Origin of the sequence: Microbacterium marmarense, from assembly GCF_037204165.1 — a bacterium.
Classification (GTDB): Bacteria; Actinomycetota; Actinomycetes; order Actinomycetales; family Microbacteriaceae; genus Microbacterium; species Microbacterium marmarense.
Genome location: NZ_JBBDGL010000002.1, coordinates 620,050 through 636,851 on the forward strand (window position 1 = coordinate 620,050; position 16,802 = coordinate 636,851).

Consider the following 16,802-nt stretch of genomic DNA (forward strand, 5'->3'; position numbering starts at 1 on the left):
CGTCGCCGTGGCAACAGCGACTCATCAGAGCACTCGAAGGCGGTGTGGCACAGGAAGCGCTTGAACCGATGGCAAACGTGATCGGAGCTCCGGCACACAGCGCGCGTGACTTTGTGACCACGATCTCAGCGGCACTAGCGCCGTCGACGCCTCCCGCCCCCGCTCAGGTTGCCCTGCTGTCGAGCGTGAGTCTCACCCACGACGAACTGTCGATCATGGCGTCGCACTTGAGCACGGCCCGCACTCACCTCAGCTCGTTGGGCACCGACGGTCTCCGGCAAACCCCCGAGGTCGACATTGTCGTCGTGGTCGCTGCCCACATCATGGACCCGCGCCTAACCGCCGAGCTCATGGCGGGCGATGTCGTTCATCTGCCGATCGTTCTCAGCGGTTCCGGCGCTCACGTGGGACCGGTGATCGTTCCTGGAAAAAGTGCGTGCATGATGTGCATCGGGTTGCACAACACCGACGCCGACCCTGCTTGGCCTGTGCTCGCCGCTCAGCTCACCGCTCGCTCACTCAGAAACGCCGAACCTTCTGTGCTCGCAGAAGCGGCGACAACCGCCGCCCGCATGCTCAGCGCTCACTTCGCCGAAGCGGCGCCCCCGTCGTCCGTCGCGATTCGGGTCGACTCTGTCCAGCGACGCGCCTACTCGCACCACCCTCACGCAATGTGCCAGTGCCAATCTCTTTCAGAAAACGTGACGGCTGGCGATCTCTGGAACCGCGCGCCCATGTCAGAGCGAGACTACGCGCGGCCCGCGTGATGCCGACGTATGCGAGCCTGCGCTCTTCATCGATGTCGTCGAAGGTCGTGGCATACGAGATCGGCAGAAGCCCCTCGGCGAAGCCGATCAGATGCACGTGATCCCATTCCAGGCCTTTAGCGGCGTGGAGCGTCGCGAGCGTCACCGTGCGAAGCGAAGGCTCGTCATTCGACTTCGCACGCGCGACAAGTTCATCGGTGAAGGTACGCAGGGTCGTGCCTGGCGGCGCTTCTTCGGCAAGACGCAGCAATGAAGCGCGAGCCTCCCACGTATCACGCAGCGCTCCGCCGGCCTCAGGCGGATCGTTCGTGAGCCCGAGGGAACGCAGAACATCGCGGACGGTGTCGACGAACCCATGTTGCATCGGCGCGACCGAAGCGCCACGCAAGGCCAGCACCGCCTGTCGCACCTCGGGAAGATCGAAGAACTTCCGACCCCCAAGAACGCTCGACGCCGTGCCGTTCTTGGCAAGCGCAGCGGCGATCTCAACCGACTGAGCGTGAGATCGATAGAGAACCGCAATCGCTCGCGGGTCGATCCCATTGGCGATCTGCGCGCGAATTCTGCTCGCCACTTCGCGCGCCTCGCCCGCTTCATCGTCGAAGGCCGTCACTGTAGGCATTGTTGTCGCTGCCACCGCATCGCTGGACTGATCACCGGCCGCCGTGAGATGCAGCGCTCCGGGGCGACCCTTCATCAGTTCGTTCGCGACGGCCAGCACAGCAGCATCCGACCGATAGTTCGTCTCAAGGCGAACGACTTTTGCGTTCTCATGGGTCTTGTCAAAGTCGAGCAAGTACCGCGCGTCCGCGCCAGCGAATGAGTAGATCGTCTGGCTCGCGTCTCCGACCACGCAGATGTCTCGACGCTCTCCCAGCCACAACTCGAGCAGTCGATTCTGCAACGGCGAGACATCCTGAAACTCGTCGACGGTGAAGTGTCGATACTGCTCCCGCACTGATCGGGCAACATGAGGCTCAGCCTCCAGCATTCCCGCGCACGCGAGAAGCACGTCTTCAAAATCCAACTGCCGACGTTCATCTTTGAGCTTCTCGTAGGCACGTTGGAGGTCGACCACTCGCTCAACCGACAGCCGCCCGATCCCATTGGGATGACCAGCGGCATACTGCTCGATGCTTCGCATTTTTACTTTGCGCCATTCGATGGCGCTGGCAACGTCGCGCAGAGTCGGGGTATCGAGACTGATGCCGATGCTGTCAGATGCATGCGCGAGCATACGCACCTTGTTGTCGATGATGCTCGGCGCGGTATCACCCGCGAGGGTGGGCCAGAAGAAGTTCAACTGCGCCAGCGCAGTGGCGTGAAACGTTCGTGCGGATACGCCTGACACGCCCAAAGCACGAAGTCTGCCCCGCATCTCACCGGCCGCCTTCGCGGTGAAGGTCAAGGCCATCACCCTGCCTGGTGAATAGGCACCCGTGTCTACGCCATGGGCGATGCGGTGTGTGATTACGCGGGTCTTGCCGGTGCCTGCGCCAGCGAGTACCGCCACCGGGCCTCGCAACGTTGCTGCTGCCTCACGCTGTCGCTCGTCGAGGCCGCTGAGAGCCGCCGCGTTCATGGAGCACCCTCGCACCAGTCGCGAATCAGCGCGTGCGCGATCGAAGCGCCACCCGGCAACAGCAGCTCGCTCGTTCCGGCCAAGCCCGCGCGAATCTCATCGCGGGTGAACCATCGCACCGAGAGAATTTCCTCACCGTCAGCGAGCGCGTCGGCATCGTCTGCGGCCACGGCAACGTAGCCGAGCATGAGCGAACGCGGATACGGCCAGGGCTGTGAGCCGCGGTACGTCAACGAGGCGACGCGGATGCCTGATTCCTCGAAGACCTCTCGGTGCACCGCAGCTTCAGCGGACTCTCCCGCTTCAACGAAACCCGCAAAGCAGGAAAAACGGTTGGGCTCCCACAGTGCGTTGTTTCCCAGCAGCAGACGGTCAGGGTCAACGCTACTGGTCACCGCGACGATCACGGCCGGGTCTGTGCGCGGAAAATGCTGCCGCCCGCACGACAGGCAGCGTCGCGACCAGCCCCCGTCGCGTACTTCGGTCTCGGCACCGCAACCAGCGCAGAAAGGCGCATCCCACAGCCAGCGGCCTACACTCAGCGCTGTCACGAAGGCGTCAACGTCGTCGGCGTCAAGCGCCCCTGCGATACGTCTCAGGCTCACCCAACCGCCTGCTGCAGTGAAAGGCGGTTCGCTTCCCTCGGCGAGCACGGCGGTCAGCGCCGCATCCCCCGTCGACGTGCGACCAAGGAAAGCCCACTTCGCATCGTCGAGAGCGATATCGTCGCTGCACCAGATGAGACGTCGCTCAATGTCGAGCGGAGCAGTGTCTCCTACGAGAACCAGCACGCGCGTGGTGGCTGCCGTGCGCATTTCGGCGAAGTCACCCACGCTTGCACGGTCGGCTTCAGCGCGAGAGAGCATCGAGGTGTGCACTGGCCGCAGCCACGAAGTCTCGGATGTTGTCATCGCAATAACTCTCTCCTGCAAAGCTCACCCGTGCACCCTTGGATTCGCGCAAACAGGGTGTGACTGCATACGCCAGGGCGTGGCGCAATGGTTGTCACCGGCACCCGACCTACCCTTGGCACATGGCACGATCACCACTCACTCTAGCCGCGTCCGTGACATCGGCACTTCCCCTCGCAGGCGTAGTACGAGTCGGTGCTCTGACCGAGGGCGAAGGCGCCCGTTTCGACTCCGCAATCGCGGAACTCGACGATGGCCGCAGCGTTGTGATCCGAGTTCCGAACGATGAGTCTGCCGCTGTCGAGCTGAGCGCCGAGGTGGCGGCTCTACGTGCGCTCACGGCCGGCGTGCGCAGCTTGTTGCCCTTCCGTGCACCCGAACTGCTTGGCGAGACGACTCTTGACGGCGCACGTGCCGTGGTTGTCGACTATCTGCCTGGATATCGGGTTGACGCCGCAGAGCTGCCTCCCGGACGCGGCGTATCAACCTCGCTTGGCGAGGCTCTCGCCGCCGTTCACGCTTTGCCTGTCTCGATCGTGCGCGCTGAGGGGCTCCCGGTGCGAATGCCACAGCAGGTGCGCACCGATGTCTCGCGCCTGCTCGACCGCGCCGAGACCACTGCACGCGTTCCAGACGGCTTGCTCGCGCGTTGGCGGCGAGCGTTGCGCGCAGAATCAGTGTGGCGTTTCGAGTCCGCCGTCGTGATCGGGGGCGGCGGGGCGGCCTCGTTCATATTTGACGACGTCGACGAGGTTCCTGAAGTGACGGCCTTGCTCGACTGGCACGCTCTGGCGGTCGGCGACCCCGCGGCTGATCTGCACTGGCTTGCATCTGCGCCAGATGCGGCAGAAGACGTCTTTGCTGCGTACGTTGCCGGCAGTGACCGAGCACCTGACGCACTGTTTCGCGCCCGCACCCGCCTTTACGCCGAACTCGAGTTCGCCAAGTGGCTGGTGCACGGCTACGACACCGGAAGCGACGAAATCATGAGCGATGCTCAGTCGTTGCTCGAAGCGCTCGACGCCAGCACGACGGGCGATGAGATCGTGCCGAACGTCGCAGCAGACGTCGACGGAACGCTCGCTTTTCTCGACAACATGCCCTCAGCCCAAGGCGGGGTCGACACGTCGATGCAGACCGACGCGTATGACGCCGAGGAACTCGCTCAGTGGGTGGCTCGCGAAAACAGCGAGTCATCGCACGCTGACGACGCCCATGAAGAACCAAGCGTGCTCGACGGCACTGAGACCTCAGATCACTCAGCGACGGCGCCCATCGATGTCGATGAGATGCTTCGCGAGCATCGCGCATCAATGGAAGCCAGCGACGATCTCGCCGCGCGCAACGAGCAACAGGCAACGCATGCGGCTCCCGCTGAGGCGCCGCGGACTGATCCAGAGAATGACGATGCGCACGCGGCCGAAGCTGAGCGCGCCTCTGACGCAGCTCTTCGCCGCTGGCTCTCCGAGTAGGCGCACCCCGGCAGTCGCGCCTCGTCAGTTGCGTACTATGACTCCGTCCGCGACGTAGTAGAGCGCAACGTCGATCTGCTCGATAGGTACGCCGTGCTTGGCGTGGTACGCACGTCGGTACAGCTCGAGTTGCAGCATCCGTTCCTCACGTTCTTGCTCTGACTTCGGTGAGCGGCCCGTCTTCCAATCGACGATTTCAATTCGATTTTCGCGGTCGACGCGGCGATACACCGCGTCAAGCTTGCAGATCACGACGTGTGGGGTGCCGTCGAGATCGGTCTCTGTGAAATTGATCTCGGTCTCTACTTCAATCGGCGTCAGCGATGCCCATTCTGACGCCAAGAAGTTCGCGCGCAGAGCATCAAGCGCGGCAGCATCTTCGACGGATGCGTCACTGTCGACGGTGTCTTCGTCGCTCTCCCACAGGGCATCGTCAATGGAGCCGCCCAGGCCCGACTGACCCGAGCGATGTTCGACCCAGGCATGAAAGAGCGTGCCCAAACGGGTCTGTCGAAACGGCCGCTCGGGCAAAGGCCGTGCGAGTCTGGCCAATGTTCCCTCATAGTCCGCGACGAAATCCTTGTATCGTGAGGCCGCAATTCGTGCCGGGGCGATTCGACGAGTCTCCGCTCTGCGAGACTCACGCTCGGCAAGCAGCAGCGCAACATCTTCGTCGGGGACCGGTCGATCGCGCTGCATCGCATCAGAGACCTTCTGTGCTGCAGCCAGCACTCGCGTTCTGCGCTCGCCCAACGGGTCGATTGGCCACTCCAGCAGGCGACGCTCACCGGAATATGGGTTCTCGCCAGGCGCCTGATCAGATACCTCGACGTCGAGCGAGCCGGCAACTTCGGTGAAGAACGTGCTGGGTGCCCGCGCTGTCTTGGTGCCAGACCAGAACGATCCGCTCAACATGAGGTGATCGCGCGCACGAGTGATCGCGACGTACGCAAGGCGGCGATCTTCCTCGAGTTGACGCGAGCGGTTCTGCGCCACGAAGTCGTCGATAGCGGTCTTCAACTCCTGTTGCGTGGGCGCGTCAGCGGCGCTCCACTGCAGCCGTGGAAGCCAGGGAGCATCGCCACGAAACTCATAGGGCAGTACGCCGAAACTCAACCATGCCTTGGTGTCTCGCGGTGCACTCGGCAGTTCGTCTTTGACCAGTCGCACGACGGCGACCGCGTCCCACTCCAAACCCTTTGAGCCGTGGATTGTCAGCAGTTGAACGACATCGTCTTCGGGCGGCTCGGTGCGCGGAGCAAACTCATCCAGCTGCTCGGCATGATCGAGCCAGGCGAGCAGGCTCGGCAGCGATCCAGACTCATCGGCCGCGAGAAAACCATGAAGCTCATCGACGAATGCGCGCAGCTGTGCCGAAGCGATCCTCGCCGGGCCGCGCGCCGAGTTCGCCGCAAGCTCGATGTCGAGCCGCAACTCACTCTCAATAGTGCGTACGAGTTCCGGAATTGGCGCGCCGACCGCCTGACGCAGTCCTGCGAACACTGCGCCCGCCTCGCGCAGTCGCTCACGTGCCGCCTCAGTGAATCCCGCCAGCCAGCCGTGGTCACTCTTGTGACGCACGATGAACTCCAGCGCGTCGGCGAGTGACCCGCCCTCGTCTCCCGCGCTCGATCTGATTCGCTCCAGAACCTCGGGCGCGAGTGGCTGCAACGCGGCGTCGTGGCGAGCGATGCGGCTACTCAGCGCGGCTAGTTCACGCAGATCTGGCAAGCCAATCGACCAGCGTGGCCCGGCAAGCAGACGGATCAGGGCTGAGCCTGCGGTGGGGTCGCTGATGACACGAAGCGCGCTCACGACGTCAACGACCTCGGGGGTCGAAAGCAACCCGCCAAGTCCGAGAATGCGATGGGGGATGCCACGGCGGCCCAGGGCGTCGCCGAACCTGACCATGTGTTTCTTGCTGCGAAACAGGATGGCGCCCGTTGTGGCACGGCCAGCAGCAGCTCGCTCGCGACGCACCTGGGCGAACCAGTCTGCAACTCGCGATGCTTCGGCATCAATATCGTCGTCGAAGGCGAGCTCGATGACGCCTGCTGGCGCGCCCGGTCGTGGCAGAAGCTCGTGAACCGGCACCGCGGCCGTCGCAGCGAGCGGCTCGAGCACCGCATTCGCGGCGGTGAGCACCTGAGCGCTGTTTCGCCAGCTGGTTCGCAGCGCGAAGTGGGTGCATGCGCTTCCGGGCGAGAACGCGGATGCAAAGCCACCCAGGTTGCCCGCGCTCGCACCGCGCCATCCATAAATGGCCTGGTGTGGGTCTCCGACCGCCATCACCGCGGTGCCGGCGAACAACGACGCAAGCAGGTCTGTCTGAACGACCGAGGTGTCTTGGTATTCGTCGAGCAGCACCACCTTGAACCGATCACGAAGTTCAGCGGCGACCGCTTCGTGACTGCCGACGACCTCGAGTGCGCCCGCGACCTGATCTGAGAAGTCGATGACACCGAGGCGACGCTTCTGTGAAGCGTACTCCTGAGCGAGATCCGCGAGCAGACTCAGCGCCGACACACGCTCGGCAGCGAGCGAAACTTCGGCGTAGACGACGGTGCGCTTGTTCGTCGAAGGGCGCTCCACGACCGACGCGAACTGCTCCGGAAACTCTCGCAGCCTGTCGAGGTCAACGAGATTATCCACACCGTCGCGCGCGATGCGCAGCGCAGCATCAACGATACTGCGCACGGCCTCGCCGCGCTGTTCCAAGCGTGGGTCGTCAGAAGCGAAAACTACGCGCCGCATCAACAGCCACGCCGCGGATTCCGACAAGATAGCGACTTCGGCGTCTCTGCCGATTCGCACTGCGTGTTCTCTGACTATCTGATCGGCGAAGCTGTTGTAGGTGGCAACGGTCGGTCGGTGTAGCAAAGCGTCGCTCGATGCCTCTTTCGCGATCGACCCCGTCTCAGCTGCGAGCCCGTCCATCGCGGCATGCCGCTGTTTCGTGGCGTCGGCCACAGTCATGCTTTCCCGCTCAAGCATGCCGAAGATGTCGAGCCGTCCCGCCTCGTGCAACTCAGGCAGCTGAGCGAGCAAGCCCATCGATTCGAACTCTGCTAGCCGGTGCAGCCGCCGCTGGATTCGTTCTGCTAATTCGCCAGCCGCTTTGCGGGTGAACGTGAGCCCCAACACCTCGTCGCGCCGAACCAAGCCGTTTGCCACCAACCAGACCACACGCGCCGCCATAGTCTCGGTCTTGCCGCTGCCAGCGCCCGCAACCACCAAGGCTGGCGAAAGCGGCGCTTCGATCACTGCTATCTGTTCATCAGTCGGCGGAAACTGCCCGAGCGCAGCAGAGATCACCCGTGCAGAAAGCAGCGGTGACACCGTTGAGATGGTCATGATGCGCTCACCGAACCGATCGTGTGAATGCGGCAGAGCCCGTATGAGTGGTCGTCTCTGCAGTGTTCTTCGTACGGCGCACGAAACGACGTGCCGCGCATTACCCCGGCCGCGTTGCGCAGGCGGGTGAGAAACTGCTCACGACGCTCATCATCAAAGGGCGGTTGCCACGGTTCGGCGAAATCCGCCTTCTTCGCGCTCGGCCGCAGCACCAGCAGTTTGGCGCCACCCGATGGCAAATCATCAACTCCCGCAATGGCCCCAGCATCGAAAGCCAACTGGTAGGCGGCGAGTTGCGGGTTGTCCATCACTTTGGCATCGGTCTGCGGTTCGCGCTTACCCGTCTTCAGATCAATGATCACAACGCTGCCCTCGGGCGTGAGCTCGACGCGATCGATGTATCCCGACAAGATCACGCCATGTTCGAAAGAGCCCAAGTCTTCGAGAGCAATCGCCACCTCAAAGTGCGGCTCGGCAGTGAGCAATCTGCCACCCGAAGCGTCAAAGCGTCGAAGATACAGGTGAAGCCGCCGCACAAGGTCTTTGGCGCGTGTCTGCTCAGCACGATCTCGCCACGCAGCTTCAAAGTCGAGTTCGCCCCACCGAGCCACGACTTCTGACCATAGGCTCGCTTCGTCGATGCCCTTGGCGTGTTCGAGCGCCGCGTGAATGATCGTGCCAAGACCGGCCGTGGCGCCGCCTGGATCGCCACCCAGGTCGCCGATCACCCAGTTGAGTTCGCACTCTTCGAGAGTATGCAGACGCGACGGTGAGACCCGAATGTCTTCGCGGTTCAGATCGCGCAGCGGGCCTGTAGAGCTCACCGGGGCCACGCCGTACCACTGCTCGGGTGCCGCGCCGGCTACTCGAGCGTCAGCCAACAATGCCAGCTGACCGGCGGCATGTTCTGCTCGTGTCGGTGACAAGGCGTCGACCGCCGCTCTGCGATGCTGCGCGACTACGCCCCGAAGTGAAAGCGGATGATCGACGGTGAAGTGCTCGGCGTCGGGAAGGAACTCAAAAAACACACTCGGCCCGGTGTCGTCATCATCGACGGCAGTCACCACAACCCGCGAGCTCGCTCGAGACATCGCTCGTGCGAGCAAGCGCAATTCGTCGTGCATGGCTTCGCGACGCCGGTCGAGTGTGTCAACCGGGTTTGCCTCGTCTGCGCCCGTGGCAAGCGCTGCGCTCAAGCGCCACGTCTCGAGCACGCTGCCACGAAGCCGCGTGTTCGGCCACACGCCATCTTGAACACCTGCCACGACTACCGTGTCAAACTCCAGCGCGAGCGCACCCGCGGGGGTGAGTACCCTCACTGCGTCGTCACGCGCCGGAGCATCGAGGCGATCCTCGGCGACGTCGCTGTCGAGCAGACCGCGCACGAAGACCCTGGGGTCAGCGTCAAGCGAGCGTTCAACGAAACGCTTCGCTGCCTGAAACGCCGCCACGACGGCGTCGAGGTCGCGATGTGCTTGCTCGGCGAGCGGACCGTTTCCGCGTGCGGCCTCGGCCCACGGCCGTTCGAGGCCGCTGCGCTCCCAGGCTGTCCACATGAGCTCATGGGCTGTCGCGCCCTTGTTCAGGTCGTGACGCAGAACCTCGAGCGTGCGGGCCAGCACCGCTGCGCGCCGGGCCTCCCGCATGTCGATCAGGTCGAACTCGATCGGATTTCGCATCGCCGAAAGCAACAGTTCACGGCCCGATCGCTCCGAGCCTTCCGCGAGCGCGGCATGACGCAGTGCGGCGCGCAACCTTCGCAGGTCGATGGGATCGAGTTGGCCGTAGGCACTCAGCAGCGACTCTGTCGCGTCGTCGTAGCTCCAGTCATCGCGCGCCGCGAGTTCGATCAGTCGCAGCAGATCACGCACAGGGCGCAGTATGCCGAGCGCTCGACCCGGTCCGCTCGCTCGCGCGGGCACGTCTCGAGCTGTGAGTTCTGATTCGAGGGCCGCCACCTGTCGCGAGTCGTGCGCAATCACCGCGCATCGTCCCCACCCGATGCCATCGTGCACGTGGCGTTCGCGCAGCAATCGTGCAATGGCGTCAAACTCCTCGGCAGACGAGCGAAGCAGCAGGGCACGCACCGTGGAATCTGGTGCAGCACCGACGGTTGGCGTGCGGTGCGCCACGACGCCGACCGCACCGATGCGCTGCGTGATCCGCCGCACCACGTCGTTGTTCCATGCACCGCCGCGGTGCACGTCAGAGAGCACGAACATCTGTCCGAGCAGACCGGTCAGTCTCGCGAAGTTCGCGGGCGTAGCTCCGCGGAACGTTCCTGACCCCACATCAGGGTCGCCGAAAGCGATCACGGCGATGCCGCGCTCACGCGCCGCCGCAATCAGTTCCACTCCCCCGAGCGTCAGTTCTTGGGCATCGTCGATCAGAATCACCTGCAGACGATCGATCGCTTCGATTCCAGCGCCGGCAGTGCGAAGAACTTGCACTGCTTCGCGCACCAGTCCGGCAGCATCGCGATGCGCACCGCGCATTTCGGCGCGCACCTGAAGGTATTCGCCGAAGAACGATGCCAACGACACCCACACCGGCTGATCGTTGGCCACGCCAAGCGCGCGCAATCGTCGCGGATCGATTCCGAGGGTCGTGCACTCCGCGAAGAACGCACGCACCTCTGCCCTGAATCCCGGTGTCGATCGAATCGGTGCGCTCAACCATTCAGGCCAACGGCTCGAAGCATCCTTCTCGTCTTCGGCATCGCCCTCGAGCAGGTCGGCAATGATCTGGTCTTCGTCTCCCCCTGTCAGCAACTGGGGTGGCGCATCGCCCGACGCGACGCTGGCTGCCCGCACCAGCTGGAATGCGAACGAGGTGAGCGAGCGAGCAAGCGGACCCGAAGTGGCGCGCCCCACAGCGAGCGCGAGCTCGTCTCGCAGCGCGGTCGCGGTCTGCCGCGACGGTGTGAGCACGAGCACCGAATCGGGATCAAGCGCGTCATCTTGTTGCGACGTCAGAGCGGCGACCCGTGCGACGAGCGTCGTGGTCTTGCCTGATCCTGGAGCGCCGACCACCACCGCTGAGGTGAACCGATCAAGCTCAGCCACGGCGGTCTGATGTGCGTCCAGATTCTTCTGCCGTCCCCCGGCGCTGCCATTGCCCACACGTCGACCGTAGCTGTCACGTCTGACACGACCGCACCGCCACGCACCGCGCGCGCGTTCGCCCAGAGCGTTCGTATCCACGGGCAGTGCGCGCGTCGGGGTGTCGTAGAGTTGCCATGCGCGCGGGAACCACCAGCGCACCGGCACGAAAGAGGACAGTCACGTGGAGATCCGCATCGGCATCGCAAACACCGGACGCGAGCTCAGCTTCGAGACCAATGAAACGGCAGCGGACGTCAAGAAGTCCGTCGCGAGCGCCCTCGACGCAGGAGCGACCCACGTGTCGTTCACCGACGTCAAGGGAAACTCTTACATCGTTCCGTCTGCGGGACTGGCTTTTGTCGAGATCGGCACTGAAGAGTCACGCCGCGTCGGCTTCGTAGCCTAGGCAGCCCTGCAATGCAGATCATTCTTGCGCTCGTTGTAGGCGCGAGCATTGGTGCTGGCATCCACTTTCTGGTGGGCGATCGATACACCCGTGGCGTCGCAGTTGCGCCCGTACTCGGTGCGGTATCAGCAGTGGTCGCTTGGACGATCCTCACCTGGGCCGGGGTGGGCACTGACAACCTGTGGCTCTGGCTTTCCATGATCGTCGTGCCCGCAGCAGTGACCTACCCAGCGATCGTCGTGCTGGCGAAGCGACGTGTCACCCACGACGCACGACAGCAAGTCACGCTTCGGCTCGGCTGATCACGCGACAAAAGAGCCGCTCATGCTGCGAGGCCCATCGCATCCATACGACGCGAGTGCGCCGCCATCAGCTGTGTGAAGACCGGTTCGACCTTTTCTACGTCGGCCGCGCCCAGCGCGCCGGGCCGCAGTGCTGAGCGTGCGATCAGCAGCGTGTCTCCGACGAGCCGCCGACCCCACATAGCCAGAAGGGATCGCCACTCTTCGTCGCTGGCAATGGCGCGACCGATGATCTCGACGATCGCGCCCCGGTCATCGTCTGCCCGCAGAATCTTTGACACCCGCGTGCCAGTGTCGCCGTAGCTGGCCGATAGCGACAGGTAGAAGTCGTCGAGCATTCCCGCGGTGATGTGCACCGAGAGCATCGTCTCGAACGCGCGAACTCCGTGCGTGGCGCGACGAAACGCGTCGAGCGATTCGCGGAACGGCAGCATCAGCGCTGTCGGGTCAGTGCCTCGGTGCCTGATCAATGCGACCAGCGCCTCATGCTTCGTCAGCGCGGCTCCGGCAGCTCGTGACAGCGACTCTTTGTCTGCGAGCTCGGGGGTGTGAGCGATCAATTCGCTCAACGTCTCGAAGAAGCCCAATTGCAAGTAAGCGGCCTGCCCTAGAAAGGTATCGACGTCGGGAGCGAGCTCTTCAAAGTCGACGCGAAGCGCGCCATCCTGATCATCTCGCGAGCGCAGTTGAAGCTTTCGTCCCACCTCGCGCCGCTTCCAAAACCAATTCACCACGCCGTTCAGCATACGGCGCGGCGTCCATTCAGCACTCCTCCGCTATTCTGGGGTTCGTCCCGGCGTTGGATCGGGGCCCCCGCGCCTGTGGCAAGAGAGAAGGCGTGGATCGCACTTCCGCCCGCGTGGAACTGACCGCGCCAGGGCATCGACCAGGCAGCATCTCACTGCCGGACAGGCTCACATTGTGACCACCTTCGCCGAACTCGGCGTCGACCAGGACATCCTCGACGCACTCGCTGACAAAGGCATCGTCGACGCTTTCCCCATCCAAGAACAGACCATCCCCCTTGGCCTTCCCGGGCAAGACATCATCGGCCAGGCCAAGACCGGAACCGGCAAGACCTTCGGCTTCGGCATCCCCGTCGTGCAGCGCCTCGGCCTCAACCCAGAGCCCGGCGTCAAAGCACTCATCGTGGTACCTACCCGCGAGCTGTGTGTTCAGGTGTTCGAAGACATCGACATGCTCACAAAGAACCGCGGCACGAGCGTCGTGGCGATCTACGGCGGCAAGGCCTATGAGGGTCAGATCGACCAGCTCAAGGCTGGAGCGCAGATCGTGGTCGGAACCCCTGGGCGTCTCATCGACTTGAACAATCAGCGCCTTCTCGACCTCTCCAACGCCACCGAGGTTGTGCTCGACGAGGCGGACAAGATGCTTGACCTCGGCTTCCTCGCCGACATCGAGAAGATCTTCACCAAGGTCGCGCCCGTGCGTCACACGCAGCTGTTCTCGGCGACCATGCCAGGACCGATCGTTGCCCTGGCCCGCCGGTTCATGTCGAACCCGATCCACATTCGTGCGAGCGACCCCGATGAGGGCCTCACGCAAGCCAACATCGAGCACCTCGTGTACCGCGCTCACTCACTCGACAAAGACGAGGTGATTGCCCGCATTCTGCAGGCAGAAGGGCGCGGCAAGACCGTGATCTTCACGCGAACCAAGCGCGCCGCGCAGCGCCTCGTCGACGAATTGGGCGACCGCGGCTTCAATGCTGGCGCCGTGCACGGCGATATGAGCCAAGAGGCGCGTGAGCGTTCAATGGCAGCGTTCAAGGCGGGTAAGAAAGACCTGCTGATCGCGACCGACGTCGCCGCACGCGGTATTGACGTTGACGACGTGACGCACGTCATCAACCACACCATTCCCGACGATGAGAAAACCTATCTTCACCGTGCCGGCCGAACCGGTCGCGCCGGCAAGACCGGTATCGCGGTCACGTTCGTCGACTGGGAAGACCTGCACAAGTGGGCGCTGATCAACCGTGCGCTTGAGTTCGGCCAGCCCGACCCCGTTGAGACGTACTCGTCGAGCCCTCACTTGTTCAGCGATCTGAATATCCCTGCGGGCACCAAGGGTCGCATCGTGACCGCTCCTCGCGCGCAATCCCCCAAGACGAACGATTCTTCCTCGTCGAGCCGGCCCCCGCGCCGCCGCGGCCGGGGAGGATCGTCGTCGAACCCGACAACCGCCGAAGGCCACGCCTCCGCGGCCACCGCAGAGCGCGCCGCAGAGGGTGCAGGCACTCACGATGGTGGCGGCGTCGAGCACCACGATGGCAAGTCAGCACCCCGCCGCCGGCGTCGTCGTCGCGGCGGCGGATCGACCGGCACACCGAGCGCCCCGGCAAGCGCGTAGTTCACAGAAACCTCCCAGGCAAGCTAAGGTTGCAACGAGGCGCCGCAGGCGGTGCCGCACGCTTGCATGTAGAAAGGCACAACCGTGCGATTTATTGAAGCTGTCACCACGGGGTACGAGTATCAGGGGTTTTGGGGCTCCTTCTGGGACATCATCTGGTGGTTCCTGCTCATCTTCGTTTTCATGGCGTACCTGTTCGCGCTGTTCGCCGTCATCGGCGACCTGTTCCGCGATCACAAGCTGAGCGGCTGGTGGAAGGCAATCTGGATCATCTTCTTGATCTTCGTGCCGTTCCTCACCTTGCTCGTATACCTGATCGCTCGCGGCAACGGCATGGCCCGTCGCAGTGCGAGTGCTGCGAGCGAGATGAAGGCTGCGCAGGACGAGTACATCAAGTCGGTCGCTGGTGCAACCGGCAGCAGCCCTTCAGAAGAGATCGCCAAGGCGAAGGCTCTTCTCGACGCCGGCACAATCACGCAGGCCGAGTACGACGCGATCAAGTCGAAGGCACTCGCCTGATCTGACGCGCCATAGGTGCAAGCGCCCTCGTCTCCTACGGGTAGACGGGGGCGCTTCCTGTTGCACGGTCGATGATTCGCGCCACCATCTCGTCAGCCGTCGTGTTCTCCCCGGGAAGGTTCGGCTTGCCGAGGCCGTGGTAGTCGCTCGACCCGGTGACGATCAGATCGCGCTCGTCACAGAGTTTTCGAAGTGCGCGCGTCGGAGCGGGGAGATTCTCCCGATGCTCTAACTCGAACCCTCCCAGACCGGCATCGAGCATGGCGTCAACCAACGCGTCGGGCAGCGGGCGCTCGCGCGCCGCGGGGTGAGCGATAATCGGCACTCCCCCCGCAGCCACAATCAACTGCGTCGCAGACAACGGGTCAGGCGCGTAGAGCGAAACGTAGTAGTCGCCACGTGGATGCAGAATGCGGGCGAATGCCTCGGTGCGGTCCTTCACGAAGCCCCGAGAGACCAGCGCGTCCGCGATATGGGGCCTGCCCACCGTTGCTCCGGCGGTGGTGTGCGCAAGAATGTCGTCCCACGTCAGATCCATGTCTCGAGCGATACGTTCAGCCATGTTGCGAGCGCGGTCGAGTCGCGACGAACGGATCATCTCGATGAGCTTTTTCATTGCCGCATCTTCGGGATCGAAAAGATAGGCGAGTATATGCACACTCTGCCATTCGTGCTTCGCCGATAACTCCATGCCAGGAATGAAGGTCATGTCGAGGGATGCTGCCGCTTGCGAAGCTTCAGCCCAGCCCGACGTAGTGTCGTGATCGGTCAACGCCGCCGTACGGAGGCCGTGTCGGTGCGCAGCCGCCATCACTTCCGCCGGAGGCTGCGTGCCATCCGATTGCGCCGAGTGCAGATGCAGGTCGCTCGGACCGTCAAACCGTTGCATTCGGGGCATCTTTCGACAGTAGCGCGCAACCGGCTCCTCTCTGCCTACTCACGCGCGCCACGGACCGATCTCACAGGCTGCTCACGTAGAGTCGCGACGTGCTTCGCCTGCTCGGAATCCTCATCACCGTGGTGTGTGCGATTGCCGTAGCGGTTCTCACCTGGCCGTCGTTCTTTCGTGTCGATCGCATCTACCCGATCGCGCAGATCATCTCGTTTCGCAGCGTGCTTCTCGCTGCTTTCATCGCGCTGACATTGCTGATGCTGCTGGTGGCATTTGTTCGGCCGATGCGTGCCTTCGCCCTCTCCGTCGCGCTTGTCTTCGGTCTCGCATCCGTGGCAAGCGGTGCCATCTTGCTCACACGAGGCGTGAGCGGCACTGATGCACTTCCTGAGCAAACCGACACGAGTATTCGCGTGATGACATGGAATACAGCAGGAGACGCCACGCCGCCCGAGACGGTAGCGAAGATCGCTGTGGCGATGGACGCCGACATCGTCGCCCTGCCCGAGACCACCATTGAAACGGGCGAAGCTGTTGCCATCGCGATGCGCGCACTCGATCACCCCATGTGGGCACACCACACTGAGTACGGTGACGATGGGTGGGATGCCAGTTCGACCACCCTGCTCATCTCTCCCGCGCTCGGCGACTACGCCATCATCGAGTCGTCGCTTGAAGGCACCAGTAACACCTCGACCCTCCCCAGTGCCGTCGCGATGCCCACAGATGGTTCCGGTCCGACAGTCGTGGTCGCTCACGCGGTGGCGCCGCGCGAGGCCTATATGGATAGCTGGCGCTCAGATCTGCAGTGGTTGGCAGATCAATGCGCCGACTCCAATGTCATCATGGCCGGCGACTTCAACGCCACCGTCGATCACTTCGGTGGTTTAGGCACCAACGGCGGCACGTTAGGCGATTGCCACGACAGTGCCGTCGACACCGGCAGCGGTGCAGTCGGAACGTGGCCCTCGTCGATCAGGGCTCTCGCCGGAGCACCGATCGATCACGTCATGGCGTCGTCGCACTGGGTGGCCACCGGCTCAGTCGTATTGCGCACGCTCGACGGCTCAGGGTCTGACCATCGTCCGCTGATCGTGCAGCTTGAACCGGCTGAATAGTC

12 protein-coding genes are annotated in these 16,802 nt (G+C 63.5%); 6 read left to right on the forward strand and 6 right to left on the reverse strand.

Annotation, left to right across the window (positions count from 1 at the left end; genetic code table 11):
* Positions 1 to 576: 576 nt before the first annotated feature.
* Together WDU96_RS09430 and nudC are read right to left on the reverse strand one after the other, a co-directional pair.
* On the reverse strand, positions 577 to 2,349 hold the full coding sequence (locus WDU96_RS09430; protein ID WP_337338227.1) for an ATP-dependent helicase: 1,773 nt from the start codon (positions 2,347 to 2,349) through the stop codon (positions 577 to 579).
* Positions 2,346 to 3,260 carry an NAD(+) diphosphatase gene (gene nudC, locus WDU96_RS09435; RefSeq protein WP_337338228.1) on the reverse strand — a complete coding sequence of 305 codons (915 nt, stop codon included), beginning with the start codon at positions 3,258 to 3,260 and terminating at the stop codon, positions 2,346 to 2,348. Before nudC ends, WDU96_RS09430 begins: the two co-directional genes overlap by 4 nt.
* 122 nt (positions 3,261 to 3,382) lie before the next feature.
* On the opposite strand from nudC, the gene WDU96_RS09440 reads away from it, so the two are divergent.
* Positions 3,383 to 4,732 (forward strand): phosphotransferase, encoded by a 1,350-nt coding sequence (locus WDU96_RS09440; RefSeq protein WP_337338229.1) that lies wholly within the window; start codon positions 3,383 to 3,385, stop codon positions 4,730 to 4,732.
* A gap of 24 nt (positions 4,733 to 4,756) precedes the next feature.
* Here the strand turns inward: WDU96_RS09440 and WDU96_RS09445 are convergent, their stop codons facing one another.
* Complete coding sequence (locus tag WDU96_RS09445) at positions 4,757 to 8,086, reverse strand: ATP-dependent DNA helicase (RefSeq protein WP_337338230.1); 3,330 nt, start codon at positions 8,084 to 8,086, stop codon at positions 4,757 to 4,759.
* Positions 8,083 to 11,208 carry a PD-(D/E)XK nuclease family protein gene (locus WDU96_RS09450; RefSeq protein WP_337338231.1) on the reverse strand — a complete coding sequence of 1,042 codons (3,126 nt, stop codon included), beginning with the start codon at positions 11,206 to 11,208 and terminating at the stop codon, positions 8,083 to 8,085. The genes WDU96_RS09445 and WDU96_RS09450 overlap by 4 nt, the downstream gene beginning before the upstream one ends.
* Positions 11,209 to 11,371: 163 nt before the next feature.
* On the opposite strand from WDU96_RS09450, the gene WDU96_RS09455 reads away from it, so the two are divergent.
* Together WDU96_RS09455 and WDU96_RS09460 are read left to right on the forward strand one after the other, a co-directional pair.
* Complete coding sequence (locus WDU96_RS09455) at positions 11,372 to 11,596, forward strand: DUF3107 domain-containing protein (RefSeq protein WP_337338232.1); 225 nt, start codon at positions 11,372 to 11,374, stop codon at positions 11,594 to 11,596.
* Positions 11,597 to 11,607: 11 nt separating this feature from the next.
* Positions 11,608 to 11,898 carry a hypothetical protein gene (locus WDU96_RS09460; RefSeq protein ID WP_337338233.1) on the forward strand — a complete coding sequence of 97 codons (291 nt, stop codon included), beginning with the start codon at positions 11,608 to 11,610 and terminating at the stop codon, positions 11,896 to 11,898.
* A gap of 20 nt (positions 11,899 to 11,918) precedes the next feature.
* Here WDU96_RS09460 and WDU96_RS09465 read toward each other — a convergent pair whose 3' ends face one another.
* Positions 11,919 to 12,632 carry a ferritin-like fold-containing protein gene (locus WDU96_RS09465; RefSeq protein WP_337338234.1) on the reverse strand — a complete coding sequence of 238 codons (714 nt, stop codon included), beginning with the start codon at positions 12,630 to 12,632 and terminating at the stop codon, positions 11,919 to 11,921.
* A gap of 187 nt (positions 12,633 to 12,819) precedes the next feature.
* Here WDU96_RS09465 and WDU96_RS09470 point away from each other — a divergent pair, with 187 nt between their 5' ends.
* Together WDU96_RS09470 and WDU96_RS09475 are read left to right on the forward strand one after the other, a co-directional pair.
* The gene (locus WDU96_RS09470) at positions 12,820 to 14,271 is read left to right on the forward strand and encodes a DEAD/DEAH box helicase (protein ID WP_337338235.1); all 1,452 of its coding nucleotides are present in this window, start codon (positions 12,820 to 12,822) and stop codon (positions 14,269 to 14,271) included.
* 84 nt (positions 14,272 to 14,355) lie between these two features.
* A complete protein-coding gene (locus tag WDU96_RS09475) occupies positions 14,356 to 14,790 on the forward strand; it encodes an SHOCT domain-containing protein (RefSeq protein WP_337338236.1) in 435 nt (144 codons plus the stop codon).
* A 34-nt stretch (positions 14,791 to 14,824) separates the two neighbouring features.
* Here WDU96_RS09475 and WDU96_RS09480 read toward each other — a convergent pair whose 3' ends face one another.
* Complete coding sequence (locus WDU96_RS09480; protein WP_337338237.1) at positions 14,825 to 15,688, reverse strand: PHP domain-containing protein; 864 nt, start codon at positions 15,686 to 15,688, stop codon at positions 14,825 to 14,827.
* A gap of 89 nt (positions 15,689 to 15,777) precedes the next feature.
* Between WDU96_RS09480 and WDU96_RS09485 the strand changes: the two genes are divergently transcribed.
* Positions 15,778 to 16,800: an endonuclease/exonuclease/phosphatase family protein gene (locus WDU96_RS09485; protein ID WP_337338238.1), complete on the forward strand. Its 1,023-nt coding sequence runs from the start codon at positions 15,778 to 15,780 to the stop codon at positions 16,798 to 16,800.
* Positions 16,801 to 16,802 lie beyond the last annotated feature (2 nt).